27 protein-coding genes are annotated in these 24,319 nt (G+C 70.6%); 17 read left to right on the top strand and 10 right to left on the bottom strand.

Annotated elements, in window-relative coordinates; genetic code table 11:
* The first annotated feature begins 1 nt into the window (after position 1).
* From ACQPZX_RS40710 to ACQPZX_RS40690, 5 genes are all read left to right on the top strand, one after another.
* Entirely contained in the window at positions 2–685 is a 684-nt protein-coding gene (locus tag ACQPZX_RS40710) for an ATP-binding cassette domain-containing protein (protein ID WP_433368001.1), read from the top strand.
* A gap of 84 nt (positions 686–769) precedes the next feature.
* Complete coding sequence (locus tag ACQPZX_RS40705; protein ID WP_433367998.1) at positions 770–2,446, top strand: purine-cytosine permease family protein; 1,677 nt, start codon at positions 770–772, stop codon at positions 2,444–2,446.
* Positions 2,446–3,012, top strand: coding sequence for a TetR/AcrR family transcriptional regulator (locus ACQPZX_RS40700; protein ID WP_433385742.1), 567 nt, complete (start codon positions 2,446–2,448; stop codon positions 3,010–3,012). Before ACQPZX_RS40705 ends, ACQPZX_RS40700 begins: the two co-directional genes overlap by 1 nt.
* Positions 2,997–3,584, top strand: a complete 588-nt coding sequence (locus tag ACQPZX_RS40695; protein ID WP_433367996.1) for a TetR/AcrR family transcriptional regulator — start codon at positions 2,997–2,999, stop codon at positions 3,582–3,584. The genes ACQPZX_RS40700 and ACQPZX_RS40695 overlap by 16 nt, the downstream gene beginning before the upstream one ends.
* A gap of 273 nt (positions 3,585–3,857) precedes the next feature.
* Positions 3,858–4,883 carry a LacI family DNA-binding transcriptional regulator gene (locus ACQPZX_RS40690; RefSeq protein ID WP_433367993.1) on the top strand — a complete coding sequence of 342 codons (1,026 nt, stop codon included), beginning with the start codon at positions 3,858–3,860 and terminating at the stop codon, positions 4,881–4,883.
* Here ACQPZX_RS40690 and ACQPZX_RS40685 read toward each other — a convergent pair.
* The gene (locus ACQPZX_RS40685) at positions 4,834–5,148 is read right to left on the bottom strand and encodes a thioredoxin family protein (protein WP_433367990.1); all 315 of its coding nucleotides are present in this window, start codon (positions 5,146–5,148) and stop codon (positions 4,834–4,836) included. The genes ACQPZX_RS40690 and ACQPZX_RS40685 overlap by 50 nt on opposite strands.
* Positions 5,145–5,726 (bottom strand): carboxymuconolactone decarboxylase family protein, encoded by a 582-nt coding sequence (locus ACQPZX_RS40680; protein WP_433367987.1) that lies wholly within the window; start codon positions 5,724–5,726, stop codon positions 5,145–5,147. The genes ACQPZX_RS40685 and ACQPZX_RS40680 overlap by 4 nt, the downstream gene beginning before the upstream one ends.
* Before the next feature lie 625 nt (positions 5,727–6,351).
* Between ACQPZX_RS40680 and ACQPZX_RS40675 the strand changes: the two genes are divergently transcribed.
* The 4 genes from ACQPZX_RS40675 (at position 6,352) to ACQPZX_RS40660 (ending at position 8,648) form a co-directional block, all read left to right on the top strand.
* Positions 6,352–6,681, top strand: a complete 330-nt coding sequence (locus ACQPZX_RS40675; RefSeq protein WP_433367984.1) for an ArsR/SmtB family transcription factor — start codon at positions 6,352–6,354, stop codon at positions 6,679–6,681.
* A complete protein-coding gene (locus ACQPZX_RS40670) occupies positions 6,678–7,112 on the top strand; it encodes an SRPBCC family protein (protein ID WP_433367981.1) in 435 nt (144 codons plus the stop codon). The genes ACQPZX_RS40675 and ACQPZX_RS40670 overlap by 4 nt, the downstream gene beginning before the upstream one ends.
* A 17-nt stretch (positions 7,113–7,129) precedes the next feature.
* Complete coding sequence (locus ACQPZX_RS40665) at positions 7,130–7,960, top strand: SDR family NAD(P)-dependent oxidoreductase (RefSeq protein ID WP_433367978.1); 831 nt, start codon at positions 7,130–7,132, stop codon at positions 7,958–7,960.
* A 115-nt stretch (positions 7,961–8,075) separates the two neighbouring features.
* A complete protein-coding gene (locus tag ACQPZX_RS40660; RefSeq protein ID WP_433367976.1) occupies positions 8,076–8,648 on the top strand; it encodes a dihydrofolate reductase family protein in 573 nt (190 codons plus the stop codon).
* A gap of 261 nt (positions 8,649–8,909) precedes the next feature.
* Here ACQPZX_RS40660 and ACQPZX_RS40655 read toward each other — a convergent pair whose 3' ends face one another.
* Together ACQPZX_RS40655 and ACQPZX_RS40650 are read right to left on the bottom strand one after the other, a co-directional pair.
* Positions 8,910–9,635, bottom strand: coding sequence for a lysozyme (locus tag ACQPZX_RS40655; protein ID WP_433367973.1), 726 nt, complete (start codon positions 9,633–9,635; stop codon positions 8,910–8,912).
* 59 nt (positions 9,636–9,694) lie between these two features.
* Positions 9,695–9,820 (bottom strand): hypothetical protein, encoded by a 126-nt coding sequence (locus tag ACQPZX_RS40650; protein WP_433367970.1) that lies wholly within the window; start codon positions 9,818–9,820, stop codon positions 9,695–9,697.
* A gap of 93 nt (positions 9,821–9,913) precedes the next feature.
* Here ACQPZX_RS40650 and ACQPZX_RS40645 point away from each other — a divergent pair, with 93 nt between their 5' ends.
* The 5 genes from ACQPZX_RS40645 to ACQPZX_RS40625 are packed head-to-tail and all read left to right on the top strand — an operon-like array spanning position 9,914 to position 14,712.
* Positions 9,914–10,870, top strand: coding sequence for a GlxA family transcriptional regulator (locus ACQPZX_RS40645; protein ID WP_433367968.1), 957 nt, complete (start codon positions 9,914–9,916; stop codon positions 10,868–10,870).
* A gap of 31 nt (positions 10,871–10,901) precedes the next feature.
* Positions 10,902–12,287: a glucose-6-phosphate dehydrogenase gene (locus tag ACQPZX_RS40640; protein WP_433367965.1), complete on the top strand. Its 1,386-nt coding sequence runs from the start codon at positions 10,902–10,904 to the stop codon at positions 12,285–12,287.
* Between the two features lie 51 nt (positions 12,288–12,338).
* A complete protein-coding gene (locus ACQPZX_RS40635; RefSeq protein WP_433367963.1) occupies positions 12,339–12,776 on the top strand; it encodes a MarR family winged helix-turn-helix transcriptional regulator in 438 nt (145 codons plus the stop codon).
* Complete coding sequence (locus ACQPZX_RS40630; protein WP_433367960.1) at positions 12,773–14,137, top strand: MFS transporter; 1,365 nt, start codon at positions 12,773–12,775, stop codon at positions 14,135–14,137. Before ACQPZX_RS40635 ends, ACQPZX_RS40630 begins: the two co-directional genes overlap by 4 nt.
* Positions 14,134–14,712: an isochorismatase family protein gene (locus tag ACQPZX_RS40625; protein ID WP_433367958.1), complete on the top strand. Its 579-nt coding sequence runs from the start codon at positions 14,134–14,136 to the stop codon at positions 14,710–14,712. Before ACQPZX_RS40630 ends, ACQPZX_RS40625 begins: the two co-directional genes overlap by 4 nt.
* A gap of 10 nt (positions 14,713–14,722) precedes the next feature.
* Here the strand turns inward: ACQPZX_RS40625 and ACQPZX_RS40620 are convergent, their stop codons facing one another.
* On the bottom strand, positions 14,723–15,289 hold the full coding sequence (locus tag ACQPZX_RS40620) for a TetR/AcrR family transcriptional regulator (RefSeq protein ID WP_433367955.1): 567 nt from the start codon (positions 15,287–15,289) through the stop codon (positions 14,723–14,725).
* A gap of 87 nt (positions 15,290–15,376) precedes the next feature.
* Between ACQPZX_RS40620 and ACQPZX_RS40615 the strand changes: the two genes are divergently transcribed.
* Entirely contained in the window at positions 15,377–15,880 is a 504-nt protein-coding gene (locus ACQPZX_RS40615; protein WP_433367952.1) for a hypothetical protein, read from the top strand.
* Here ACQPZX_RS40615 and ACQPZX_RS40610 read toward each other — a convergent pair.
* Positions 15,877–17,436, bottom strand: coding sequence for an AMP-binding protein (locus ACQPZX_RS40610; RefSeq protein WP_433367949.1), 1,560 nt, complete (start codon positions 17,434–17,436; stop codon positions 15,877–15,879). The two genes, ACQPZX_RS40615 and ACQPZX_RS40610, sit on opposite strands and share 4 nt — an antisense overlap.
* Positions 17,437–17,470: 34 nt before the next feature.
* Positions 17,471–20,425, bottom strand: coding sequence for a BTAD domain-containing putative transcriptional regulator (locus ACQPZX_RS40605; protein WP_433367946.1), 2,955 nt, complete (start codon positions 20,423–20,425; stop codon positions 17,471–17,473).
* A 58-nt stretch (positions 20,426–20,483) separates the two neighbouring features.
* Here ACQPZX_RS40605 and ACQPZX_RS40600 point away from each other — a divergent pair, with 58 nt between their 5' ends.
* Positions 20,484–21,089: an SGNH/GDSL hydrolase family protein gene (locus ACQPZX_RS40600; protein ID WP_433367943.1), complete on the top strand. Its 606-nt coding sequence runs from the start codon at positions 20,484–20,486 to the stop codon at positions 21,087–21,089.
* Here the strand turns inward: ACQPZX_RS40600 and ACQPZX_RS40595 are convergent.
* The 3 genes from ACQPZX_RS40595 to ACQPZX_RS40585 form a co-directional block, all read right to left on the bottom strand.
* Positions 21,028–22,497, bottom strand: a complete 1,470-nt coding sequence (locus ACQPZX_RS40595) for an alpha/beta hydrolase (RefSeq protein ID WP_433367940.1) — start codon at positions 22,495–22,497, stop codon at positions 21,028–21,030. The genes ACQPZX_RS40600 and ACQPZX_RS40595 overlap by 62 nt on opposite strands.
* A gap of 342 nt (positions 22,498–22,839) precedes the next feature.
* Positions 22,840–22,986, bottom strand: coding sequence for a hypothetical protein (locus ACQPZX_RS40590; RefSeq protein ID WP_433367937.1), 147 nt, complete (start codon positions 22,984–22,986; stop codon positions 22,840–22,842).
* 140 nt (positions 22,987–23,126) lie between these two features.
* A complete protein-coding gene (locus ACQPZX_RS40585) occupies positions 23,127–23,546 on the bottom strand; it encodes a hypothetical protein (protein ID WP_433367934.1) in 420 nt (139 codons plus the stop codon).
* A gap of 100 nt (positions 23,547–23,646) precedes the next feature.
* On the opposite strand from ACQPZX_RS40585, the gene ACQPZX_RS40580 reads away from it, so the two are divergent.
* A complete protein-coding gene (locus tag ACQPZX_RS40580; protein ID WP_433367931.1) occupies positions 23,647–24,303 on the top strand; it encodes a helix-turn-helix transcriptional regulator in 657 nt (218 codons plus the stop codon).
* Positions 24,304–24,319 lie beyond the last annotated feature (16 nt).

Genomic DNA, 24,319 nt, shown 5'->3' with positions numbered 1-24,319 from the left:
CATGCTCGAGCTCACCGACATCGAGGCCGGTTACGGGCGCACGCGGGTGCTGCACGGCGTGACGGTGCCGACCGGCAAGGTGGTCGCCGTGCTCGGCCACAACGGCGCCGGCAAGACGACCCTGCTGCGTCTCGCGATCGGCCTCATCAAGCCGTCGAAGGGCCACGTGCTGTTCGACGGCGAGGACATCGCGTCGCTTGCCCCCAACCAGCGCGTTGCTCGCGGCATGGCGTACGTGCCGCAGGGTCAGCAGGCGTTCGGCCAGCTCACGACGTTCGAGAATCTACAGCTCGTCGCCGACGGGCGCCGGCGCGGCAAGGCTCTCATCGACGCACAGATGTCCCGCTTCCCCGCCCTGCAGAGGTTCGCCACCCGGAAGGCGGGCCTGCTCTCCGGCGGGCAGCGCCAGCAGCTCGCGATCGCCCGCGCCCTCATCACCGAGCCGAAGCTGCTCATCCTGGACGAGCCGACCGAGGGCATCCAGCCCACGATCGTCGCCGAGATCGAGCAGACCATCATGCAGTTGGCCGGCGAGGGCATCGATGTGCTGCTCGTCGAGCAGCACATCGGCTTCGCCCTCGAGGCCGCCGAGCGCTACGTCGTGCTCGCCTCGGGCTTCGTCACGCAGACCGGTGATGGTGGTTCGGCGGCCGCCTCCACCGTGCGAGCCGCCATGGCGATCTGAGGCGATGTGACCCACCTCGGCAATGTCGTCGTAACACCGGACAGCGACGATTCCCCAACGCAAGGTGCCTTAGGGGATGCCACTGTGTCGACGGACAACGCGCGCGCGGCCGCAGAGGACAGCCTGGAGGACTACGCCTTCCGCTATGTGCCGCGCACGTTCCGGCGCTGGAGCGCGGCCTCCGTCGGCGCGACCGCCCTCGGGTCCATCGCGTTCCTCGCCGACTTCTCGATCGGCGCGAGCATCGGCATCGACCACGGCACCCCCAACGCCGTGCTCGGCATCGTGTTCGCGTCGGTCATCATCCTCGTCGTCGGTGTGCCCGTCGCCTACTACGCCGCCCGCTACAACCTCGACCTCGACCTCATCGCCCGCGGCTCGGGATTCGGCTACTACGGCTCCATCATCACGACCGTGATCTTCGCGGGCTTCACCTGCATCTTCTTCGCCCTGGAGGGCGCCATCATGGCGCAAGGGCTGCAACTTGCGACGGAGCTGCCGCTGTGGCTCGGCTATCTCATCTCGACCGTCGTCGTGATCCCGATCGTCATCTACGGCATGCGTGCGCTGGAGCGCCTGCAGTTCTGGACCACGCCGCTGTGGCTCGCCCTTGCCCTGCTGCCGCTGCTGTGGATTCTCGTCTCCGACCCCGAGGCAGTGCGCGCCTTCACGTCGTTCACCGGCAACTCCGACGGCTCGATCAGCTTCGGCGCCATCGTCTCGAGTGCGGCCGTGTGCTTCGCCCTCACCCCGCAGCTGGCGGAGCAGATCGACTACATCCGCGCGATGCCGCCGCGCACGCCGTCGAACGCCCGCTCGTGGTGGACGTCGTTCGTGTTCTCCGGCCCGGGCTGGGTCATCTTCAGCGGCACCAAGCAGGTGATCGGGGTGTTCCTCGCCGTTTACCTCCTCGTGAAGGTCGAACCCTCTCTCGGGCACCACGCGACCGAACCGGTCAAGCAGTTCGTCGGGATGTACCAGACCCTCGTCCCCAACTGGCTCGCGATCGTCCTCGCCGTGGTGCTCATCGTGGTCGCGCAGGTGAAGATCAACGTGACGAACGCCTACTCGGGCTCACTCGCGTGGTCGAACGTCTTCACCCGGGTGGCGAAGCACTACCCGGGCCGTACGATCTTCGTGCTGTTCAACCTCGTGATCGCGTACGCGCTCATGATGTTGGACGTCTTCACCCTCATCTCCTTCGTGCTGAGCCTCTATGCGAACGTCGTCATGGCATGGCTCGTGACGATCGCCACCGATATCGCGATCAACAAGCGGGTGCTGCACATCTCGCCGCGCTTCCCCGAGTTCCGCCGCGGCATGCTGCACGGCTGGAACCCGGTGGGGCTCGTGTCGGTAGGGCTCGCCTCGGTGCTGTCGCTGCTCGCGTTCGCCGGGTTGCTCGGCGCCGCTGTCAAGCCGTTCTCGGTGCTCATCGCGATCGGCGTCGCGTTCGTGGCCACGCCGGTCATGGCCTTCGCCACGCGGGGGCGCTACTACCTGCGCCGCCGCTCCGACGGCATCGACTCCCCCCGGTTCGACGAGCACGGCAACCCCTCCGGCGAGCGGCTCCGCTGCCATGTCACCGGCTATACGTTCGAGCGGCCGGATATGCTGGCCTCGGCCGAGAGAGGACCGCGCGGCGAGGTGCAGTACGTCTCGTCGCTGGCGCTCACGCTCGTCGATTCCGATCGCTACGTGCTCCCGCCGGAGGTCGCCAGGCCCACGCACTGGGCGACCACCCGAGGGAGGGGGACGTGATGGAGGAGCCGGTCGACACCGCGACCGCGATTCTCGCGAGCGCCGCGGTGCTGCTGCGCGAGTGCACGTTCGACGACATCTCTTATCGTGCCCTCGCCGACGAGGTCGGCATCTCGGAGCGCACGATCTACCGCCAGTACCCCACGCGCGCGCACCTGCTCGCCGCACTCTCGAACTGGATCGAGCAGACCTTCTTCCCGTTGCCGCCGTTCGTGACCGTGTCCGATTTCTGTGCCGCCGTGCACGAGCGCTTCCGCGCCTTCGACGCGTCGCCCGCGTACGCGTACGTCGGCGCGCGGGCGTCCGCGATCTCGCCGACGCTCGACATCGAGCCGGCCTACATCACGCGTGCGATCGAGGCGATGCTCGACGTGGCGGCGCCGACGCTCAACCGGCGGGATCGGCGGCGGGTCGCGGCATCCCTGCGCTACTTCTCGTCGGCGATGTTCTGGGCGCGGCTGCGCACGGGCTTCGACCTGGACGCCGGCGAAATCTGTGACGCGTTCGATCGAGCCATCGACACTGTGCTCGCCAAGCTGCCCGGCGCGACGTGGGCGCAGCCGTGACCGGGCCGACGGCCGTCCCGGCGCTGAGCGGCACGCAAGTGGCGATCCTCGCCGCCTACGCCGGACTGATCGAGGAGCTAGGCAGCGACGACGTGTCGAACCGGGTCATCGCGCGCCGGGCCGGCATCGCCGAGCGCACGGTGTTCCGCAACTACCCCACGCGGATCGACCTGCTGCTGGCGACCGCAGCGTGGATCGAGGCGACGGTGTTCGCCCGCGAGGAGTCGCACTCGATCTTCGACATCCCCCTCGCGATCCGCGACGCGATGCAACGGTACGACGCACGGCCGGAGCTCGCGCACGTCGTCGCCGAGACGGCGATGCGCGGTGTGAGCGGCGTGGCGCCGTCTCCCGGCCGGGCGCAGCTCGAGCGGCTGCTGGATGCCGAGGTGCCGTCCCTCGACGCGGCGCAGCGCACGGCGGTCATCGCGGCGCTGTCGCACCTCGACTCCGTCGGGGCCTGGGTGACGTTCCGCCGCGAGTTCGGTATGGACCGGCGAGACATCGCCGACGCCGCCGCGTGGGCGGCGGAGGCGGTGCTCGATAGCATCCGCGACCGCGTCGCCCCGTAACGGGGGCGCATAAGCCCGGCTCGCGGGGGTGTTCGCCAGCGTAGACCTCTAGTTGGCCGGTGTTGCTCGATCGGTTCTGGACAGTTCGGGCGTACCGGTCCGGAGTGCCTGTTCATGGCGTCCCGATGCCAGGACGTTTGACCGGGTCACAGATGCGCAGCGATGCGCGTTGAGTTTCGCGGCAGCCGTATTGGCGGCTCAAGCGGCATCAGATGAGCTGCTCCGGTATCGCGGGTGACCGGACCGGGGGTGCGCAAGGTTTAAGGTGGCCAGGTGGGCCGCCTGACCATCAAGGACGTTGCCCGGGCGGCTGGGGTGCATCCCGCGACCGCCTCGCGGGCGCTCAACCCTCTGCTGCCCGGGCGCATCAGCCGGGAAACGACAGAGCGGGTGGCGCGGGCGGCCGCCGAGCTCGGGTATATAGCCGACCCGGTCGGGCGTTCACTGCGTACCCAGCGGTCCGGGACGGTCGGGGTGTTGGTGCCCGACCTGCTCAACCCGTTCTATCCACCGGTGCTGCGCGGGGTACAGAACGAGTTGCGGGAGAACGGGTTCGAGGGCCTGATCGCCAGCACCGACAACGACCCTGGGCGGGAAGCGGAGCTGCTGGACGTGTTCCGCGCGCGGCGGTGCGAGGGCTATCTGATCGCTTCGGCGACCCGGCGGGACGACGCGATCTCGGCGCTGGTGGCCGAAGGCGTACCGGTCGTGTTGATCAACCGTCTTGCGGATGTCGCCGCGCCCAGCGTGACCAGCGATGACGCCGGCGGAATCGCGCAGGCCGTGCGACATCTGACGGGGCTCGGGCACCGCCGGATCGGCCATCTCACCGGCCCGGCCGGAATCTCGGTGACCGGGGCGCGCGAGACTGCCTACCGCGATGCGCTGCGCGAGGCCGATATCACGCCCGCAAGGTCCTGGATCGTGCGGGCGGGCCACTACACAGCCGCAGCCGGCGAGCGCGCCGGGAAGACGCTGCTGGACCGCGGCGAGGTTACCGCGGTCCTGGCTGGTAATGACATGCTCGCGATCGGGTGCTACGCGGCACTCGCGGAGCGGGGATTGCGCTGCCCGGAGGACGTCTCACTGGTCGGGGTCAACAACATGCCGCTGGCCGAGTGGCTGCGGCCGCCGCTGACGACCGTTGCCATCGACCAGGAGGAGTTGGGCGCGCGGGCGGCCCGGCTGGTCCTGGCCCGAATCGCCGATTTGCCGGTCGCCGACGTTGCGCTCCCTACCAGACTGATCGTCAGAGGATCCACGGGTCCAGTTCGGCCCGCAGCGCACCATCCGACCTGAGCCCGTGCACCCGATGGACCGGCTCGCCGTTGACGAACAAAATCAGAGTTGGCAGCGCGGTTACTCCGTATCGGGCGGTGCCTGCCGGGTTCGCGTCCACGTCCACCTGGACGACATGGGCCCGGTCGCCCCACCCAGCGGCCAGCCGCTCCAGGACCGGGGCCAGTTGATGGCAGGGCCCGCACCAATCGGCGCGGAAGTCCACCAGTACGGGGCCGCCCCCGCCGATCACGCTGTCGAAGTCCGCGTCGGTAACCACCTTCATGACGACACCATCGTGGCGGCGACGTCTGGTGCCAGGCCTGCGGTGTTGTCCCGGCCGAGCTCGCCGTGCTTGATGCCGAGTGTCTTGAGAAACTTCTGCTGCCCCATAGTGAGCCCGATGAAGTAGCCGAGCTCGACGATCTCCGGCTCGGTGAAATGCTCGTGCAGCTTCGCCCACACGTCGTCGTCGGCCATCTGCGGATCCCATGCGATCGCTTCGGCCAGCAGGAGGGCGGCCTTCTCCCGCTCGGTGAACCGCTCAGACTGCCGGAAGTCGATGAGGTCGTCCACCTCCCCCTCGTCGACATCGGCGAGGTGGGACCGCTGTCCGGCGCAGTAGCCGCAGTCCAACGACTTGGCCACGAAGACCCGAGCCAGTTCCTTCACCTTGTGGTCGAGTACGCCTTCGCGGAAGACCTGCTGCCAGGACTGGTTGAAGGTACGCAACACGGCCGGCACATGCGCGCGGATGGCTTGGCTCTCCAGTCGCGGTGTGCCGTACTTCCGGGAGTCGTCGAGATAGCCCACAAGCTCCGGATCGGTGACCGAATCCGGATCGACGTAGCTGATCCGAGGCACGAGATCCCTCCAGGTTGGCAATCGATTGCCAAACCATCGTGCGCCTCTCGTCCGCGCCGGTCAAGTGCGTCAGAGTGGGACCCATGATCTGTTTGAGGTCAGATTCGTCGACTCGGCTCGGCGTGGCTCGCGCAATGCCGCAATCGACCACGCGGGTCAAGCGCCCACGCTCGACTTCCGAGCAGACCCGCGCGCCCGACCATCGGTCTTTCGCCGAGGCGCAGCGTGACGGGCCCCGCCCGGCGCGCCCACCGTAACGTGGGGTCTGGGGGCGCCCCCAGGGTAAATGGAGTGGACCGGACGTTGCACCATGCGAACCGCCGCGCTGTTGTCCTGGGCGACCCGCTGGCGGATCGTTTCACCAGTTCGCGAAGCGATGGCTGAGCCGAGAGTCATCTGACGGCCGATCGCGGGGTTACCGCCGCTGGTTAGGCGGCAACGACGTAGTGGGCGCGTCCGGCGACGTCTCCAGTTCGGCCACGCGGTGAGCAAGTCGTTACGGCGCACGACTGCCATCCCGGCTACCCGGACCGTCGACCATGGTGCGGTGGCCCCAGAAATGTGACCGTCACGACGTCAGGCCGGTGACCGTCTACCAGCGTGCGAACAGTCGTATACTGCACCGATGGGTGCACTATCGCGAACGCTGGACGCGACGTTCTTCGCGCTCTCGGACCCCAAGCGGCGGGGCATTCTCGATCGCCTGGGCCGCGGTCCCGCGACACTGAGCCAGCTGGCCGGACCGTCAGGCCTGACCCTCAACGGGATCAAGAAGCACGTGGGGATCCTGGAGCTCGCCGGCCTTGTCGAGACCGAAAAGGTGGGCCGGGTGCGCGAGTGCCGGCTGGGCCCGGCCACGACGCTCGGTGAAGCGGGCGAGTGGATCGAGGCCCATCGCCGCGCCTGGGAGGGCCGGTTGGATCGGTTCGGACGCTTCGTGGAGCGCGCGCCGTGAGCCGCGAACTCCGCTACGAGCGCCTGGTCCAGGCGTCGCCAGCTCGCGTGTTCGATCTGTTCACGAGCCCAGCAGGCCAGCGCGAGTTTTACGGCAACGACGCGCCGGGCTGGGTCGTCGACTCGCGCTGCGAGGTGCGCGTCGGCGGCGCCTGGGAGATCACCTTCGGTCCGTCACGGGGCGAGCTCTACCGGCATCTGCACGTGTTCGAGGCGATCGAGCGCCCCCGCCGCCTGCTGCTGGCCACGACCGAGACCCGCCCCGATGGGTCGAGCTTCTCCTTCAGCACCGAGTTCATGTTCGCGCCCCGAGACGGGGCGACCCTGATGACGATCGTCCAGTGGGGATTCCCGTCCGACGAGCTGCGCGACGAGCACGGCCGCGGTGTGCCGCACGCGTTCGACCGGCTGGAACGGGCGCTATCCCCCTGAGGAAGGAGGCCAAGGCGATGTCCAAGGTGTGGTTCGTGACGGGAAGTTCCCGAGGTCTGGGTCGCGCGCTCGTCGAGGGCGCGCTCGACGGGGGTGATCGCGTGGTAGCGACGGCGCGTAACCCCGAGCGGTTGCAGAACCTCCTCGACAGGTACGGCGACGCGGTGCTTGTCCTGCGGCTCGACGTGACCGACTTCGACGCGGCCGCGCGTGCGGTCGCTCAGGCCCAGGAGAAGTTCGGGCGCATCGATGTCGTCGTCAACAACGCCGGGTATGCCGATCTGGCCTCGTTCGAGGACACCGCGATCGATTCGTTCCGGACGCAGATCGATACCGACTTCTACGGTGTCGTGAACGTTTCGAAGGCCGTCGTGCCGGTCCTGCGCGAGCAGGGCAATGGCCACATCTTCCAGGTCTCCTCGCTCATTGTCCGCTTGTCCGGCGCGGGCCTGACTGCCTACCAGGCGGCGAAGTGTGCCGTCGCCGGGTTCTCCTTCGGTCTCGCACAGGAGATCGCTCCATTCGGGGTGAAGGTCACTGTTCTTGAGCCGGGCGCCATGCGCACCGACTGGGGTGGCTCGTCGATGACGATCCCGCACCCCAGCGGTCCGTACCAGCCGACGATCGGAGCGTTCGCCGAGGCGCTGCGCGCATTCTCTGGTCACGAGCCGGGCAACGCCCGTCGGGTCGCTCAAGTGGTGCGGGACCTCGTCGGTCGCGAGGACGCACCTCTGCGTCTGCTGCTCGGCACCGATGCTGTCCCGCTGGCCCGGCAGGCGGCACAGGAACTCGCCGCCAGCGACGAGGCCTGGCGAGAAGTCAGTTTGAGCGTCGCCGGCGAGCATTAAATCCCCGCCGGGCCCCGAAGGGGCAATGCCTGCGTCAGACCCAACGCCACGCGGTCAGACGCTAAGGGCTGGACCCGAAGCGGCCCCATCCGTGCCGGAAACTAAGGAGATCGCAGTGAGCAAATCCGTCCTGTACATGTCGATGTCGCTCGACGGGTTCATCACCGGCCCGCACGACGGCCCGGGCAACGGGCTCGGGACCGGCGGCCTCCGGCTGCACGAGTGGCTCGGCGCGCCCGTCTCTGAGCGGCCGCACTTCGAACCGCCGGGGCTGAGCGCGCAGGTCTTCGCCGAGGCGATGGCGACGGGTGCGGTCGTCGTCGGCCGCCAGACGTTCGACTACGCCGGTCACTGGAGCGGCGACCACCACGGCGTGCCGATCTTCGTGCCCACGCGCGGCACTCCGCCGCAGCCGCAAAGCGGCTGGGTCCACTACGTGCCCGACGCCGCGACCGCGATACGCGAAGCCAAGGCGGCCGCCGGCGAGCAGGACGTGATGGTGCACGGCGCCGGGCTGGCGCAGTCGCTGCTGCGCGAGCGCTTACTCGACGAGCTGGAGATCCACCTGATCCCGGTCGTGCTGGGCGCCGGGCGGCGGCTGTTCGACGCAGACCGCATCGAACTCGAGCTGACGCGCGTGCTCGACGCGCCCGGCGTCACACACCTGCATTACCGGGTGGCGTCATGAGATGCCGGTGTCGTACCGCGAACACCGTGGCGTCGTCGCGAACATGGGAGCGCATCGCCCGGTGAGGGCAGCGAGAACAACGCCGTGCCCAGCCTCGACCGGACCGTCTAGGGCGACCATCGGACCGTGGGGCCTGGGGGGTCGCCCCCAGGCCAGTACCGTGGGGGGAACGAGACTCGAACCCCTGGCATCTGAAAGTCCAGCGCCGGTGGCGACGGGCGGGTCGCCACCGGCCGATGGAGAGCGGCGTCAAGCAGCGATCTAGCAGCTGCCGTTGCAGGCCAGCACCCTGAGCCGGTCGAGGGCGCCATTCCACTGGTTCGAGTCGCCGGCGAAGGGGCCGGTCGACGAGTACTGCCAGAACGACCATGTTGGAGCGCCGGCCGGCAGCATGCCCGGGGCGCTCGCGTAGCGGGCCAGCCACAGTGGTGAGTTGGCCCAGAAGCCGCTGTAGTTGCCGGTGCAAGTGGTCCACCAGTCGGTGGTGGTGTAGATGACTGCCCATCTGCCCGTACGGTCGTGGTAGCGGTTCAGGAAAGCTGAGATCCAGGAGCGCATGCTGGCCTGGGAAAGGCCGTAACAGGTGGCGCCGTAAGGGTTGTACTCGATGTCGAGGGCGCCGGGCAGGGTCTTGCCGTCCGCGGACCAGCCGCCGCCGTGGGCCACGAAGTAGTCGGCCTGGGTGGCGCCGCCGGCGCCGTTGGGTAGGGCGAAGTGGTAGGCGCCGCGGATCATTCCCACGTTGTACGAGCCGTTGTACTGCTGGGCGAAGTACGGGTTGGTGTACGAGGTGCCCTCGGTGGCCTTCACGTAGGCGAAGCGCGACCCGGCGCTCCACTGTGCCGACCAGTTGACGTTGCCCTGATGGCTGGACACGTCCTGGCCGTAGGTGACCGTCGCGGCCTGCGCGGGTGAGGAGATCACGAGGCTGGCCAGCAGGGCGGCCGCCACGGCCAACGACGCTGTCCGAAGAGCGCGGAATGTCACGACCGAACCTCCGTTAAGGTGGGGAGCTCGGTCGATTCATTCATAGAAGACCTTGGATATCAAGTGGTGTGGCGGAAACCCTCGTGGCTGGGTTTCCAGTCGGCGCTGTCGCGGGAGTCGGCGACCCGTCCGGCGATGGAGAAGGCGGTGATGACCAGGAAGAAGATTGCAAGCGCGATAGCCATGACACAGAGTCTTCTCGGGTTCGCTCATGGTCGACAGTGGCAGGGATGCCATACACCTTCAAAATCCTGCCAAGCGGCCGTATGCTGCGTCACATGCTTCGTAACGTCGCCGTGATCGCGCTGCCGGAGGTGGCGATCTTCGAGCTCGGGGTGCTCTGCGAGCTGTTCGGATACGACCGTACGGCGGAGGGGCTGCCGAGCTACGACTTCGCGCTGTGCTCGACCGACGGGCGGCCGGTGCGCGGGCACGCGGGCTTCGAGGTGGGCGTCCAGCACGACATCACGCGGGTCGACGACGCGGATCTGGTGGCGGTGACGCCGTACGGGTACCGCGAGCACGAGGTGCCGGAGGTGGTCATCGACGCGTTGCGCCGGGCCCACGAGCGAGGCGCGTGGGTGATGAGCGTGTGCACGGGCGCGTTCGCGCTGGGCGCGGCGGGGCTGCTCGACGAGCGGCGCTGCACGACGCATTGGCTGCACACCGCCGAGCTGGCCCGGCGGCACCCGGCGGCGAAGGTCGACCCGGACGTGCTCTACGTGCAGGACGGCAAGATCCTGACGAGCGCGGGGACGGCGGCGAGCGTCGATGCGGGGCTTCATCTCGTACGGCAGGAGCACAGCTCGGCGGTCGCGATGATGATCGCGCGCCGGATGGTCGTGCCGCCGCACCGCGACGGTGGTCAGGCGCAGTACATCGAGACCCCGGTGCAGCCGATCGAGTGCGAGACCCTGCAGCCCGTCCTCGCGCTGGTGCTGGAGACCCTCGACCGGCCGCACAGCGTCGAGACGATGGCCGGATTGGCGCACATGGCGCCCCGCACGTTCGCCCGCAAGTTCCGCAGCGAGACCGGCGCGACGCCGCACGACTGGCTCACCAACCAGCGGCTGCTGCTCGCCCGGCGGCTGCTGGAAGACTCCGATTTGGGGGTCGACGCGATCGCCGAGCGCACCGGCTTCGGCAGCGCCGCGACCCTGCGCCACCACTTCGCCCAGCGGCTGAGCACCACCCCGCAGGCCTACCGCGGGACGTTCCGGTCACACTCGGTGTGAGGCCGCCGCGGGGCGGGCAAACCCCCGGGTCATGACCGTGTTCGTGCTCTTCGGCGCCACCGGCGACCTGGCCGCCAGGATGGTGCTGCCGGCGTTCTGGACCCTCGCGAACGAGGGCCTTCTTCCCGAGAACTGGACCCTGGTCGGCAACGGCCGAGGCGACGTGTCGCACGAGAACTTTCGCTCACGCGTACGGGAAAGCCTGTCGGAATTTGCGGAAGTGCCCCCGGGCAAGGGTCCGTGGCGGGATTTCGCCAAGCGGCTGCGGTTCGCCGGCGGCGGCTTCAACAGCGACTCGCCCGGCAGTCTGCTCGACGTGATCGAGGAGGCGCGCCAGGACGCGGGCCGCAACGCACAGCTCGTGCACTACCTCGCCATCCCGCCGGTCGCGTTCCCCGAGACCACCAAGGCGCTCGGGGTGCACGGGCTCGCCAAGGGGTCGCGCGTGGTCTACGAGAAGCCGTTCGGCACGTCGCCGCCGGGGTTCCGCACGCTCAACCGGCAGGTGCACGCGGTGCTGGACGAGTCGCAGGTCTACCGGATCGACCACTTCCTCGGGAAAGAGGCGACCCAGCAGCTGCATGCGATGCGCTTCGCGAACCAGGCGCTCGCCGCGATCTGGAGCCGCGATCACGTGGAGAGCGTGCAGATCGACGTGCCCGAGACGCTGGGGGTCGCGAACCGGGCGGTGTTCTACGACGAGACCGGCGCGACGCTCGACATGCTGGTCACCCACCTGTTCCAGGTGGCGGCCGAGGTGGCGATGGAGCCGCCGGCCTCGCTCGGGGCGGCCGACCTGCAGGCGGCGCGCGAGACGGTGATCCGCAAGTTCCGCCCGATCGACCCGGCCGAGGCGGTGCTCGGGCAGTTCGCCGGCTACCGCGAGATCAAGGGCGTCGACGCGAAGTCGCGCACCGACACGTACGTGGCGGCCAAGCTCTGGATCGACTCGCCGCGCTGGCGCGGCGTCCCCTTCCTGCTGCGTACGGGCAAGCGGATGGCGGCCGGCGAGCAACGGGTCAGCCTCGTTCTGCGTACGCCCGCGAAGCCGTTCCCGAAATTGCCGCCGCAGGCGAACGTGCTGTCGTTCTCGCTGGCCGGGGACGGGGAGGTCGACCTCTCGCTGCTGGCGAAGAAGCCCGGCATCGCCGAGAACCTCGAGCCGGCCTCGGTCTCGCTGCCGCTGGCGAAGCTTCCCGAGGCGGATCCGCTCCCGCCGTACGCGCGATTGATCCACGACGTGCTGGAGGGTGACCGCGCGCTCTTCACCCGCCCGGACGGCTTGGCGGCCGCCTGGAAGGCGGTCAAGCCGCTGCTCGACGCGCCGCCGCGACCGATCTCCTACGAACCGGGCTCGTGGGGGCCGGCGAAGGCCCGCAAGCTGGCGGCGCCGCACCGGTGGCTGTTGGGCCAGTGATTAGTCAGTCAAAACTTGTCAGTCTGAACTGAAGAGTTCTAGCCTAAAAAAGTGACCCAAACTCCCGCATCGGCGATCCGGGCGGCCGGCGAGCTGCGGACGGTGTTCAGCCGCCTGCGCCGCCGGTTCCGCGAGGTCACCGACGTGGGCGACCTGACGCCGTCGCAGACGTCGGTGCTGAGCCGGCTCGCCAAGAACGGCCCGGCCACGGCCACCGAGCTGGCCGCCGCCGAGCGGGTCCGCCCGCAGTCGATGACCGCCATCCTCGTCGCGATCGAGCAGCACGGTTACCTCGAGCGCACCCCCGACCCGCACGACGGCCGCCGGCAGCTGATCTCGCTGTCCGAGGCCGGCGTCGAGCTGGTCGTGGGCACCCGCCGCGAGCGCGAGGAGTGGATCGCCCAGGCGCTCGCCACCGACTTCACCGAGCCGGAGCGGCAGACCATCCTGGCCGCGCTCGCCCTGCTCGACCGGCTGGCGGAGAAGTGACGACGGCAGTCGCCGTCAAGACCTTCGATCGGCGTCTCATCCTGCCGCTGGTTCTCGGCGCGATCCTCAACCCGGTCAACTCGTCGACGCTGGCCGTCGCGCTCGTCCCGATCGGGCTCGCGTTCCACGCGCTGCCCGCCGAGACCGCCTGGCTGGTCTCCGGGCTCTACCTGGCCACGGCCACCGGCCAGCCGGTGGTCGGCCGGCTCGTCGACCGGTACGGCGCCCGCAAGCTCTACCTGGCCGGCACCGCGCTGGTCGGCATCGCCGGCATCGTCGGCGTCCTCGCCCCCTCGCTCGGCATCCTTGTGCTGGCCCGGGTGCTGCTCGGCTTCGGCACCTGCGCCGGCTATCCGGCGGCCATGTACCTGATCCGCCGGTCCGGGGTGGAGAAGCCGGCCGGCTTGCTCACCACGCTGAACGTCTCGGCGCAGACCATCGTGGTGATCGGCCCGACCCTCGGCGGCCTGCTCATCGGCCTGGCCGGCTGGCGGGCGGTCTTCGCGGTCAACATCCCGCTCGCCCTGCTCTGCCTGGTCCTCGGCGCGATCCTGCTGCCCCGCGGCCCTCTTTCGAAGGATCACGCGCGGCTCGACTACCTGGGCATCGGCCTGTTCGCGGGCATGCTCACCGCGCTGATGCTCTACCTGCAGGAACCGTCGGTCCGGCTGATCTGGCTGCTGCCGCTCGCCGCTGCCCTCGCGGGCGGATTCGTGTGGCGCGAGCTGCGATACGCCGATCCCTTCCTCGACGTGCGGGTCTTCGGCGGAAACGGGCCGCTGATCGCGACGTACGTCCGGGCGTTGCTCGCGCAGACGGTGGCGTATGCGTACCTCTATGGCTTCACGCAGTGGCTCGAGGCCGGCCACGGCCTCAGCCCTTCGCACGCCGGCCTGCTCCTGCTCCCGATGTCGCTGGTCGCCATCGGCGTCTCCACCCTCACCGGGCGGCGCGCCGAGTTCCGCGGCAAGCTGCTGGCCGGGGCGCTGAGCCAGATCGTCGCCTGCGCTCTGATGCTCGTGCTCGACTCGGCCGGCGCGCTGTGGATCGTAGTGATCATCTCGGTCATCTTCGGGCTGCCGCAGGGCCTCAACAGCCTCGCCAACCAGAACGCGCTGTACTTCCAGGCCGACCCCGACCGGATCGGCGCCTCGGCCGGGCTGCTGCGCACGTTCTCGTACCTCGGGGCGATGGTCTCCTCGGCCGCCACCGGCATCTTCTTCAAGCACGGCGCCGACACCGCGGGCCTGCACGACCTGGCGATCTTCCTGATCGTCGTCGCGAGCCTGCTTCTCGTTCTGGTCCTCGCCGACCCCTCGCTGCGCCGCCTCGGCGCCTCCACCCCGAAAGGCACCGCATGACCGTCACCACCCTCGACCCCAAGACCGCGCTGGTCGTGATCGACCTGCAGGCCGGCATCGTGGCCGCGCCCACCGCGCCGCATCCCGCGTCCGAGGTCCTCGCCCGTACGGCCGAGCTGGCCGCCGCCTTCCGCTCCCACGGCCTGCCGGTCGTGCTGGTGCGGGTGACCGGCCTCCCCGACGGCTCCGACACGGTGGCCGGCCGGATCAACGGGGGCCCGCGCCCGTCGCGCCCCCGCCCCGAGGGCTGGGACGTCCTGGCGCCCGAGCTGACCGGCCCCGGCGACATCGTCGTGACCAAGCGGAACTGGGGCGCCTTCCACGGCACCGACCTCGACCTGCAGCTGCGCCGGCGCGGCGTCACCCAGATCGTGCTGGCCGGGATCGCCACCAGCATCGGCGTCGAGTCGACGGCGCGGGCCGCCCACGAGCACAACTACCACGTGACGCTGGCCGTCGACGCGATGAGCGACTTGGACGCCGACACCCACCGCAACAGCGTCGAGAAGATCTTCCCGCGGCTGGGCGAGACCGGGACGACGGCCGAGATCCTCGAGCTGGTCGCCAAGCTGTAGACGAGTACGTCTACGTGTGCTGCCGGGCGCGGATCACCGCGAGGCAGCCGCGCAGGAACGACCCGCCCGCCGCCGCCGGGTCACCGAGGTAGCCGGCGACCATGGCGCCGTCGCGCAGGAGCATCAGCTCATCCGCGACGGCGGCCTGGTCGGCCAGCCCGAGCGGGGCGATGAGCTGCTCGAACGTCGTTCTGTACCAGGCCCGGTGGTCGTCGACCACGCGCCGGACGGGACTCTGGGGATCGGGGTACTCCGCCGCCGCGTTGATGAACGGGCAGCCGCGGAAGCCGGGGCTGCACGCGACCGCGCCGAGCCCCTCGGAGATCAGCCGCAGCGCCGTCTCGGCGTCGCCGCCGGCCCGCGCCACGGCGCCGCCCACGCCCTCGCGCTCGATCGCGGCGCGACCCTCCAGGTACGCCACCACCAGGTCATCCTTGGTGCGGAAGTGGCGGTAGAAGGTGACCTTCGTGGTGCCGACGCGCTCGATGACCTTGTCGGCGCTCACCGCGCGCAGCCCCTGGGCGTAGAAGAGCTCGGACGCGGCCCCGATGAGTCTCTCCCGTACCGGCGATGTCACGGCCCCCATGATACGGATCGCACTTCCCTCCCACGCCGAGCGCTTGTAGAGTTACTAGTTAGTCTACCTCGCTCGAAAGGGACCACCATGACTCTCCGGCGGCTTTACTTCGTTCGCTTCGGGTTCGCCCTCGTCTGGGCCATCCTGCTGTTCGCGAGCGCGTCCGACCTGGGGCCGCTGAGCGTGCCGCTGCTGGTGCTCTACCCGATCTTCGACGTGGCTGCCGCCGTGGTCGACGCCCGCTCGTCGCGGGCGACCGGATTGGCGCGAGGCCTTTATCTGAACATCGCGATCAGCTCGCTCGCCGCCATCGGGCTGGCCGTCGCCAGCGCCTCGGGCATCCCAGCCGTCCTGCGCGTGTGGGGCGCCTGGGCCATCGCGGCCGGGCTGGTGCAGCTCGTCGTCGGCGTGGGCCGGCGCCGCCTGGGCGGCCAGTGGCCGATGATCGTCAGCGGCGCCATCTCCACCCTCGCGGGAACCTCCTTCATCCTGCAGGCGGCCAAGGACGGCGCGTCGCTGAGCAGCCTGGCCGGCTACGCCGTACTCGGTGGCATTTTCTTCCTGGTGTCGGCGCTGCGGCTGAAGCGCTAAGCCGTGGGGACGGCCGCGGCCGCCTCCAGACCCAGCTCGCGGATCGACAGTTCCCGCATCTCCGTCTTCCGGACCTTCCCGGTGACGGTCAGCGGGAACGCGTCGACCACCTTCACGTACCTGGGGATCTTGTAGCCGGCGAGGCGCCCGGCGCAGAAGTCGCGCAGCGTCGCCGCGGTCGGTGTCTCGGCGCCGGCCCGCGGGATCACCCAGGCCATCACCTGCTCGCCGTACCGCTCGTCGGGCACGCCGATCACCTGGACGTCGAGGATGCCGGGATGGGTGTGCAGGAATTCCTCGACCTCGGCGGGGTACACGTTCTCGCCGCCCCGGATCACCACGTCCTTGATCCGGCCCACGATGTTGACGTAGTCGTCCTCGTCCATCGTGGCCAGGTCGCCGGTGTGCATCCAGCGGGCCGCGTCGATCACCTCGGCGGTGCGCTCGGGCATGTCCCAGTAACCGAGCATCACCGAGTAGCCGCGGGTGCAGAACTCGCCGGGCGTCCCGCGCGGGACGGTCAAGCCGGTCGCCGGGTCGACGATCTTCACCTCCACGTGCGGGAGCGGGGTGCCGACCGTGGTCACCCGCCGCCGCACGTCGTCGTCCGGGCGGCTCTGGGTGGCCACCGGCGAGGTCTCGGTCATGCCGTAGCAGATCGTCACCTCGGTCATGCCCATGTCGGCGACCACCCGCTTCATCACCTCCACCGGGCACGGCGAGCCCGCCATCACGCCGGTGCGCAGGCTGGACAGGTCGAAACCGGTGAGCTCGAGCTCGGCGATGAACATCGTCGGCACACCGTAGAGGGTGGTGCACCGCTCGCGCTCGACAGCCTCGAGCGTGGCCCGCGCGTCGAAGGACGGCGCCGGGATCACCAGACAAGCGCCGTGGGTCATCGCCGCCAGCGTGCCGAGCACGTTGCCGAAGCAGTGGTAGAACGGCACCGGCACACAGATCCGGTCGTCCGGCGACCAGCCCTGCCGCCGCCCGACGAAGTAGGCGTTGTTGAGGATGTTGTGGTGCGAGAGCGTCGCGCCCTTGGGGAAGCCGGTCGTCCCCGACGTGTATTGGATGTTGACCGGGTCGTCCGGCGAGAGCTCCTCGTCGAAGGCATCGCCGTCCGAGTTCTCCCATTCCCCGCCAAGAAAGACCACCGTGCAGTCAGGAATCGTGCGGTTGCCGGCATCCGCGATCAGGAGACGCACTCCGGCTTGTCGCAAAACATAAACCACTTCATCCGTACGATATGAGGGGTTGATGTTGACGAGAATCGCCCCGATCCGCGCCGTCGCATATTGGGTCAGCACCCACTCCGGCCGGTTGGTCGCCCAGATCCCGACGCGGTCGCCCTTGACCACGCCGAGTCCGCGCAGCGCCCGGGCCAGCCGGTCGACCTGGTCGTCGAGCTCGCGGTAGGTCCACCGGGCGCCGCTCGGCACGTCCACCAGCGCCTCTCGGTCGCCGAACCGGCCGGCGGCCGATCGGAGCTGGGCCCCGATCGTGGTCCCGAGCAGCGGCTCGGTGGAAGTTCCGTGTGCGTACGAAAGTGTCATCGCCGCAGCGTGCGACGCCGGCCTGGAATATTTCTTACGTCACCGCGGCCAGGTCGGCCTCGACCTCGGTCGCCTCGGCCGCGTCGATCTCGCGCAGGATCCGCAGCGCGGTGCGCAGCTGGGCCGCCCCTTCGCGGGTGCGGCCCCGGGCCACCGCGCACCGCCCGAAGCCGGCCAGCGAGAGCGCCCGGTCGAACGGGCTGGAGACCTGGTCGGCCAGGGCCAGGGCCGCGCGGTGGGCGGTCAGCGCCCGGTCGATGTCGCCGGCGAGCCGGTGCAGGGCGCCCAGCTCGTTGAGGACCATGGCCTCGCCGCTCCGGTTGTGGATCTCGCGGTCGAGCGCGAGCGCTTCCTCGAGGGCGGTCGCCGCGCCGGCCAGGTCGCCCGAGCGGCGCAGGGCCGCGCCGAGGTAGAGCAGCGCGGCCGACTGGCCCACCAGGTGACCCGAGCGGCGGTGGCTGCGGAGGGCGGCGCGCAGCGAGTCGACGGCCGACGGGTAGTCGCCGAGGCCGGTGGCGGCCCGGCCCAGGTCGTTGTGGGTGAGCGCCTCGCCGAGGCGGGCGCCCAGCTCCCGGTAGAGGCCGAGCGCGCCGGTCAGCAGCTCCCGCGCGCCGGCGAAGTCGCCGACCCGGCCGTGCGCGATGCCGAGGATGCGCAGCGTGTACGCCTCGCCCGGCCGGTCGGCCAGCGAGCGGTACTGGTCGAGAGCCTGCCGCAGCAGGTCCTGCGCGCCCCGGAAGTCCGAGGTCATGCCGCGCGCGATGGCCAGCTCGACGAGGGCGCCGGTCTCGCCGGGCCGGTCGCCGAGCGAGCGGTAGATGCCGAGGGCCCGCTCGACAACGGGCATCGCATCGATGTAGCCGGCCGCCCGCGAGAGCGCCTTGGCCAGCACGATCAGCGCGTTGGCCTCGCCCAGCCGCTCGCCTGTCGCGCGGTAGCCGTTCACCGCGGTCCGGGCGTCCCCGGCCGCGCCCGGATAGTCGCCGGTGAGTCGCCGCATCGTGGCCAGATCGACGAGCGCATCGCACCGATCCGGGCCGGTCGCGTGCCGCACCGCCTCGGTGTGCAGGGCCAGCGCCGCGCTCCACGGCCCGTCCCGGCGCAGCAGCTCCGCCATCCCGGCGGTAAGCGCCACGATCCGCGCGGGCTCGCCGGTCGAGGCGAGGCAGGCGAGGAGGTTGGCCCGTTCCGTGCGCAGCCAGGCCAGCGGCTCGATCCGCTCGGCGAGAGGCGGTGTCGCGCCGGGGCGGGCCAGGCGGGCCAGGCGGGCATTCGCGGCCTTGGCGGTCGCCGCGTAGTAATCGAGGAGCCGGCCTTGCTCGTTCGATGTGGGCGAGCGCCCGCTCAGATACGACCTGATCAGGTCGTGCATCGTGTACCGGCGCCGCCCCACCTCGGTGAGCAGGTTGTCGGCGTGCAGCGCGTCCAGCTCGGCGACCGCCGTGGAGACCGGCACCCCGGCCAGCGCGGCCGCCGCGTACGGCTCGAACTCGGTGCCCGGATGCAGCGCCAGCAGGCTGAAGAAGCGCTGCCGGGTCGTCGGCAGGTGGCGGTACGACAGGTCGAAGGCGGCCGCGATGCTGGCATGCTCGGCCGTCACGTCGAGGAGCCGCTCGCGGGTCTCGCGCAGCAGGTCGGCCACCGTCCAGCCGGGATGCCGCCGCAGCAGCCGGGCCAGCAGCGCCACCGCCAGCGGCAGGTGTCCGCACGCCGCCAGGAGTTCGGCGGGGTCGTCCACCGACGTCGGGGCCAGCCGGCGGAACATCGCGCCGGCTTCGTCGTGGCCGAGCACATCGAGCGAGACGGGTACGGCGTCCGCGGGCAGATCGCCGAGGAAGCGCCGGCTCGTGATCAGCACCAGGCAGCCCGCGGCCGCCGGGAGCAGCGGTGTCACCTGGGCGCTGTCGACCGCGTTGTCGAGCACGACCAGCGCGCGCCGGCCGGCCATACGCGACCGCCACAGCGCCGACCGGGCCTCCACTCCGGACGGCAGCCGCCGCGGGTCGAGCCCGTCCGCGGTGAGCAGGGTCGCGAGCACGTCGGCCGGGTCGGCGGCGTCGCGGCCGGCGGTGTGGCCGTGCAGGTTCACGAAGACCTGCCCGTCCGGGAAGGCGTCCCGCAGCCGGTGCGCCACGTGCACGGCCAGCGCGGTCTTGCCCACCCCCGGCATGCCCGCGATCGCCTGCACGCCCGGCCCGGCCCGCAGGAGACGGTCGATCTCCCGGCGCCGGCCGGTGAAGGCGGCAGTGTCGGCCGGCAGGGAGCTGGGCGCGTATGCGGCCGGGCGCAACAGAGCCTGGTGCAGCGCCCGCAACTGCGGCCCGGGCTCCGCGCCCAGTTCGGCGACGAGGTGCCGGCGGACGGCCGCCCACTGGTCGAGAGCCTCGGCACCGCGGCCCTGCCGGTGCAGCGCCTCGATGAACAGCGCCGCCAAGGGCTCGACCAGCGGGTGCTCCTCGACGAGGGGCCGCAGCGCGTCGACCACCACCTCCGCTCGCCCGGCCGTGAGCTGCGCCCGCGCCCAGTCGGTCGTCGCGTCCAGCCGCCGCTGCGCGAGCAGGTCGCGGGTGCGCGACACCCACTCGCCGGTGAGATCGGCCAACGCCGGGCCGCGCCACAGGGCGAGCGCCGCGTCGAGCTCCTCGAGCGAGCCGCCGCGGGCCAGCCGGTCGAAGAGCAGGAGGTCGACGCACGGCGGGTCGATGTCGAGGGCGTACCCGCCGGACCGCCGGGCCAGCGCCACCCGGCCCGGCGCCACCCGCAAAGCTCGGCGCAGCCGGTTCACATAGCTGTAGACGACGCCGCGTACCTGGTCGGGCGGCGACAGGCCCCACACCCGGTCGACCAGCGTGTCGATCTGCACGGCGCGGCCGGCGTCCACGGCGAGGGCGGCCAGGACCGTACGCTGCCGCGCCGGGCCGAGCGGCACGTCCTTCCCGTCGACGTGCAGCTCCACCGTTCCCAGCAACCGCAACCGGACGTCGGTCACCCCCGGGACTCTACGACGTGCGAGAAACCTTCCAGACCGGCCGCCTACGGTCCGCCGTATGACCGACAAGAAGGCCTGGCACCGGATCGCCGTGCTGGGCGACAGCATCGCCGTCCACCGGGGCGACCCGGTCGACGGCTATCCGACACGAACCTGGGCCGAGCGTCTGGTGCTGGCCCTGGCGCCGGACGAGTACCGCAACTTCGGCGTCTCCGGCGCCCGGGCCGCCGAGATCCGCGCCCGGCAGCTCGCCCCGGCCCTGGCGTTCCGCCCCGACCTGGCGATCGTCGCGGCCGGCGCCAACGACGCCGTCCCGCGCTCCTTCCGGCCCGGCCCGGTCGAGGCCGACCTGGCCGGGATGATCGGACCGCTGAGCCGGGCCGGCGCGCTGGTGGTGACGCTCGGCTGCTTCGACCTCTCACCCACTCTGGGCGCCGAGGCGGCCGGCCGGCTGCGTGTCCTCGGCGAGCTGACCGAGCGCCTCAGCCACCAGCACGGCGGCCTGCACGTCGATTTCTCCCGGCATACCGACCAAGGCGTGATCGGCTCCGACGGACTGCACATAAACGCCCGAGGGCACGCGATCGTCGCTGCGACCTTGCTCAGTCGGTGCAAACCTGTTCCGGCCCCGGAAGCGCTCGGTCGATCAGGTAGCGGTCGATGACGGCGCGGGCGCACGGCGAGACGAGGTACGACGTGTGGCCGTCCCCGAGCCGGGTGAAGACCACGCTGCCGGGGATCTGCCCCGCGACGACGTACGCCCATTTGTAGGTGGTGTTGGCGTCGTGAGTCGCATTGACGATCAGCACCGGGGGCACCCCGCGCACGTTGAGGGTGCGCGCCGGGTTCGACGGCGGCAGCGGCCAGCCGATGCACCGGTTGATCAGCCAGCTCTGGCTCCCGCCCTGCAGATGCGGCGCCAGATAGCGGCCGAGCTGGATGCGGCGCTGCATGTCCGCGAAGGAGTGCACCTCCAGCGCGTAGTCCTGGCAGACGACCGAGAGCGAGCCGAAGACGTCCTCGGTCGGGCTCTGTGGCGGCGGCAGGGCGAACGCCGACGCGTCACCGGCCAGCGTGTCGCGGATCGCGGCGCCCAGCCGGAGCCAGCCGGAGACCGGCGCGAACACGGTCGGCTCCTTGAACTCCAGGTAGGGCGGCGTGAGCAGCCGGATGTCGTCGCCGGTGACCGGATGGTCCGCGCCCGGCACCGGCATCGGCGAGGCGTCCGCCCGCGCGACGATCTGGTCGTAGGCGCGCGCCACGTCCTGCCCCGCCATCGCACAGGCCGAGGTCGTCCGGCACCACTCGGCGAACCGGTTGAACGCGTCCTCCACGGTCGCGATCTCGTCGGCCAGCAGCCCCACACTCGTCGCGCTGTGGTCCAGCGCGCCGTCGAACGCCATCGCCCGCACCCGCCCCGGGAAGAGCTCCGCGTAGTTGGCGCCGACCTGGGTGCCGTAGGAAAGGCCCAGCCAGTTGAATTTGCTCTCGCCGAGCCCGATCCGCACCGCCTCGTGATCGCGGGCGACGCTGACGGTGTCGACATGCCCGAGCAGCGGGCCGGTGTTCTGGAGGCAGCCCCGCCCGAGAGCCCGGTTGTACCGCACCATCTGCGCGAATTGCGCCTCCGTACGCGGGAAGAGCGTGTAGCCCGGCTGCGGGTCGGGAATGCGGCAGGAGATCGGGTTGCTGCCGCCGATGCCCCGCGGGTCGACGCCGACGATGTCGAAACGCGCCACCAGCTCCGGCGAGAAGATCAGGTCAGCGTTCTCGGCGATCTCGGCGCTCTCCCCACCGGGCCCACCCGGGTTGACGAACAACGCGCCAACCCTGTGCGCGGGGTCGGTCGCCAGGTGGCGGCCCACCGCCAGCGTGATCTTCTCGCCCTTCGGGCGACCCCAATCCAGCGGCACCCTTACTGTCCCGCATTGCGCTTCCGGCCGTTCGGGGCAGGGCTTCCAGCTGATCTCGTACGGGTTGTGCCCGGCCCCCGAAGATCCCACGGCCGACGCGCTGGGCGCCCCCGCGACAACCCCGAGCGTCAGGACGAGGGCAAGCAGACGTTTCTTCACGGCGTCCCCCCAAATCGATGTCCACAGATCGATTCAGCCTCGGACGCCCCCGGCCACGACGGCATCACCCAGATCGGGTGGCGTCGCCGCCGCCGCGTCTTCCTTTCGCTGACACGGAACGCCTTGACCTCCCCAGGGGAACATCCGCAGCCCGTCCCGCATCCAGGCGTGGACGGTCACCGGCGCGATCGGCCAGATCGCTGGCGCACGCATCGTCGCCGGAGACACCTTGGCGGAGTTGCGTTCCTGAGCTGCGCGTCCGGCCGCGGTGACGCGGTCGTAGCCATGGTCAACGAGACGCCCGGGCCGCTTGTGCGGTCCGGGCGTTCGTCCGTTCGGTCGCTAGTCCCAGTTGGTGCCGTTCTCGAAGGTCGTCGTCGACTGGGTCTGTGACGTGTCGTGGGACGCTGCGGCAGCGGCCGGTTGCGCCGTCAGCAGCATGGCGGCCAGCGCGGCCGCGGCCGCGGCGATGATTCCGAGTTTCTGCATGATGTCCCCCGTTCGCCGAGTAGTGCCCGCATGGCCTACGGGCTCCCTGCCCAGCAGGGTAAGGAGTTTGTCCGGCTCGGGGTCGGCCCCACCAAAGGCGCTGGGCGAATGGAGCGACAACGGACAAGGGCGGGATCGGATCAGAGGTGGCCCGGCGTGCAGCCGGGGGTGTAGAAGCCGTTCACGACGACCCCGATGCTGGCCGCTGACCGGTTGCCGGCCGCGTCGATGGCCCGGACGGTGATCGTGTTGGCGCCGGGCTTCAAGACGTGCAGCACGCCCCACGCGCCCGAGATGTGGCCCTGGTCGGCGAGGAAGCCGATGGACACGCCGTCGGCGAACGCCTGGTAGCGGAGGTTCGGTTGGGGTGTCACGTTGTCGGTGGACCGGTTCGAGCCGATGATGACCATCAGGCACTGGAAGCCCTGGGCGTACCCGATGAGCGGCGTGGTCGGCGGGGTGGTGTCCGCGGCGGCTGAGGCGGTGCCGGCGGCCAGCGGGAACGACAGCAGCACGGCGGCTGCCACGGTGGCGGCTCGGCGGAGGGATGATCGGAGCATGCGCGCACCTCACTCGTACGTTTTAAGTAGTGAAACTTGACATGAAGCCCCGGCTACCCCGTGTGAATCGGATTTAAACAGTGGATGTTGGTGATATTTGATGGTTGGGCCGGACCGCTGGGCCGCGCTGGCGGCGCTGGCCGACTCGTCGCGCCGGGCGCTGTACGAGTACGTCCGGCGCGCCGGCCACCCGGTCGGCCGGGACGAGGCCGGCAACGCGACCGGCATCTCGCGCGGGCTGGCCGCCTTCCACCTCGACAAGCTCGTCGAGGCCGGGCTGTTACGAGCCCGGCACGAGGCGCCGGCCGGCCGGCCGCGGGGCCGGGGTAGGGCGCCCAAGGTCTACGAGCCGGCCGGCGCCGGCGTGGCGGTGGCCATCCCCGAGCGCCACTACGAGCTGATCGCGGAGATCCTCGCCGATGCCGTCGCCACCGAGCCGGCCGACGCTGCCCGGGCCGCGTCGCGGCTGGCGCACCAGCGGGGGCGGGAGATCGGCGCCCGGCTGCCCGAGACCGGCCAGGACCTGGCCGGCGCGCTGGCCGGGCTCGGCTTCGAGCCGGAGCGGGAGCCGGAGCCGGACGGGACCATCGTGCTGCACAACTGCCCGTTCCACGTGCTCGCCGTCCGCCGGACCGAGCTGGTGTGCGGGCTCAATCACGCGTTCGTCACCGGCATCCTGGACGGGCTGGGCGAGACCCGGCAGCAGGCCCGCATGGTGCGCCGGCCCGGCAGCTGCTGCGTACGCATCGGCCACTGATCCGCTTGCTGGGCAG

The sequence above is a fragment of the Actinoplanes sp. CA-142083 genome (genome assembly GCF_050942195.1).
In the GTDB taxonomy this organism is placed as follows: domain Bacteria; phylum Actinomycetota; class Actinomycetes; order Mycobacteriales; family Micromonosporaceae; genus Actinoplanes.
This window is presented reverse-complemented; position numbering and strand designations above follow the sequence as displayed.

Excerpts from the sequence above, each read along its gene's own strand:
- ACQPZX_RS40580 (WP_433367931.1), top strand. The coding sequence starts at position 23,647 with ATGGTTGGGCCGGACCGCTGGGCCGCGCTGGCGGCGCTGGCCGACTCG.
- ACQPZX_RS40700 (WP_433385742.1), top strand. The coding sequence starts at position 2,446 with ATGGAGGAGCCGGTCGACACCGCGACCGCGATTCTCGCGAGCGCCGCG.
- ACQPZX_RS40625 (WP_433367958.1), top strand. The coding sequence starts at position 14,134 with ATGACCGTCACCACCCTCGACCCCAAGACCGCGCTGGTCGTGATCGAC.
- ACQPZX_RS40590 (WP_433367937.1), bottom strand. The coding sequence starts at position 22,986 with ATGCAGAAACTCGGAATCATCGCCGCGGCCGCGGCCGCGCTGGCCGCC.
- ACQPZX_RS40675 (WP_433367984.1), top strand. The coding sequence starts at position 6,352 with ATGGGTGCACTATCGCGAACGCTGGACGCGACGTTCTTCGCGCTCTCG.
- ACQPZX_RS40640 (WP_433367965.1), top strand. The coding sequence starts at position 10,902 with ATGACCGTGTTCGTGCTCTTCGGCGCCACCGGCGACCTGGCCGCCAGG.
- ACQPZX_RS40610 (WP_433367949.1), bottom strand. The coding sequence starts at position 17,436 with ATGACACTTTCGTACGCACACGGAACTTCCACCGAGCCGCTGCTCGGG.
- ACQPZX_RS40685 (WP_433367990.1), bottom strand. The coding sequence starts at position 5,148 with ATGAAGGTGGTTACCGACGCGGACTTCGACAGCGTGATCGGCGGGGGC.
- ACQPZX_RS40710 (WP_433368001.1), top strand. The coding sequence starts at position 2 with ATGCTCGAGCTCACCGACATCGAGGCCGGTTACGGGCGCACGCGGGTG.
- ACQPZX_RS40665 (WP_433367978.1), top strand. The coding sequence starts at position 7,130 with ATGTCCAAGGTGTGGTTCGTGACGGGAAGTTCCCGAGGTCTGGGTCGC.
- ACQPZX_RS40650 (WP_433367970.1), bottom strand. The coding sequence starts at position 9,820 with ATGGCTATCGCGCTTGCAATCTTCTTCCTGGTCATCACCGCCTTCTCC.
- ACQPZX_RS40600 (WP_433367943.1), top strand. The coding sequence starts at position 20,484 with ATGACCGACAAGAAGGCCTGGCACCGGATCGCCGTGCTGGGCGACAGC.
- ACQPZX_RS40615 (WP_433367952.1), top strand. The coding sequence starts at position 15,377 with ATGACTCTCCGGCGGCTTTACTTCGTTCGCTTCGGGTTCGCCCTCGTC.
- ACQPZX_RS40645 (WP_433367968.1), top strand. The coding sequence starts at position 9,914 with ATGCTTCGTAACGTCGCCGTGATCGCGCTGCCGGAGGTGGCGATCTTC.
- ACQPZX_RS40585 (WP_433367934.1), bottom strand. The coding sequence starts at position 23,546 with ATGCTCCGATCATCCCTCCGCCGAGCCGCCACCGTGGCAGCCGCCGTG.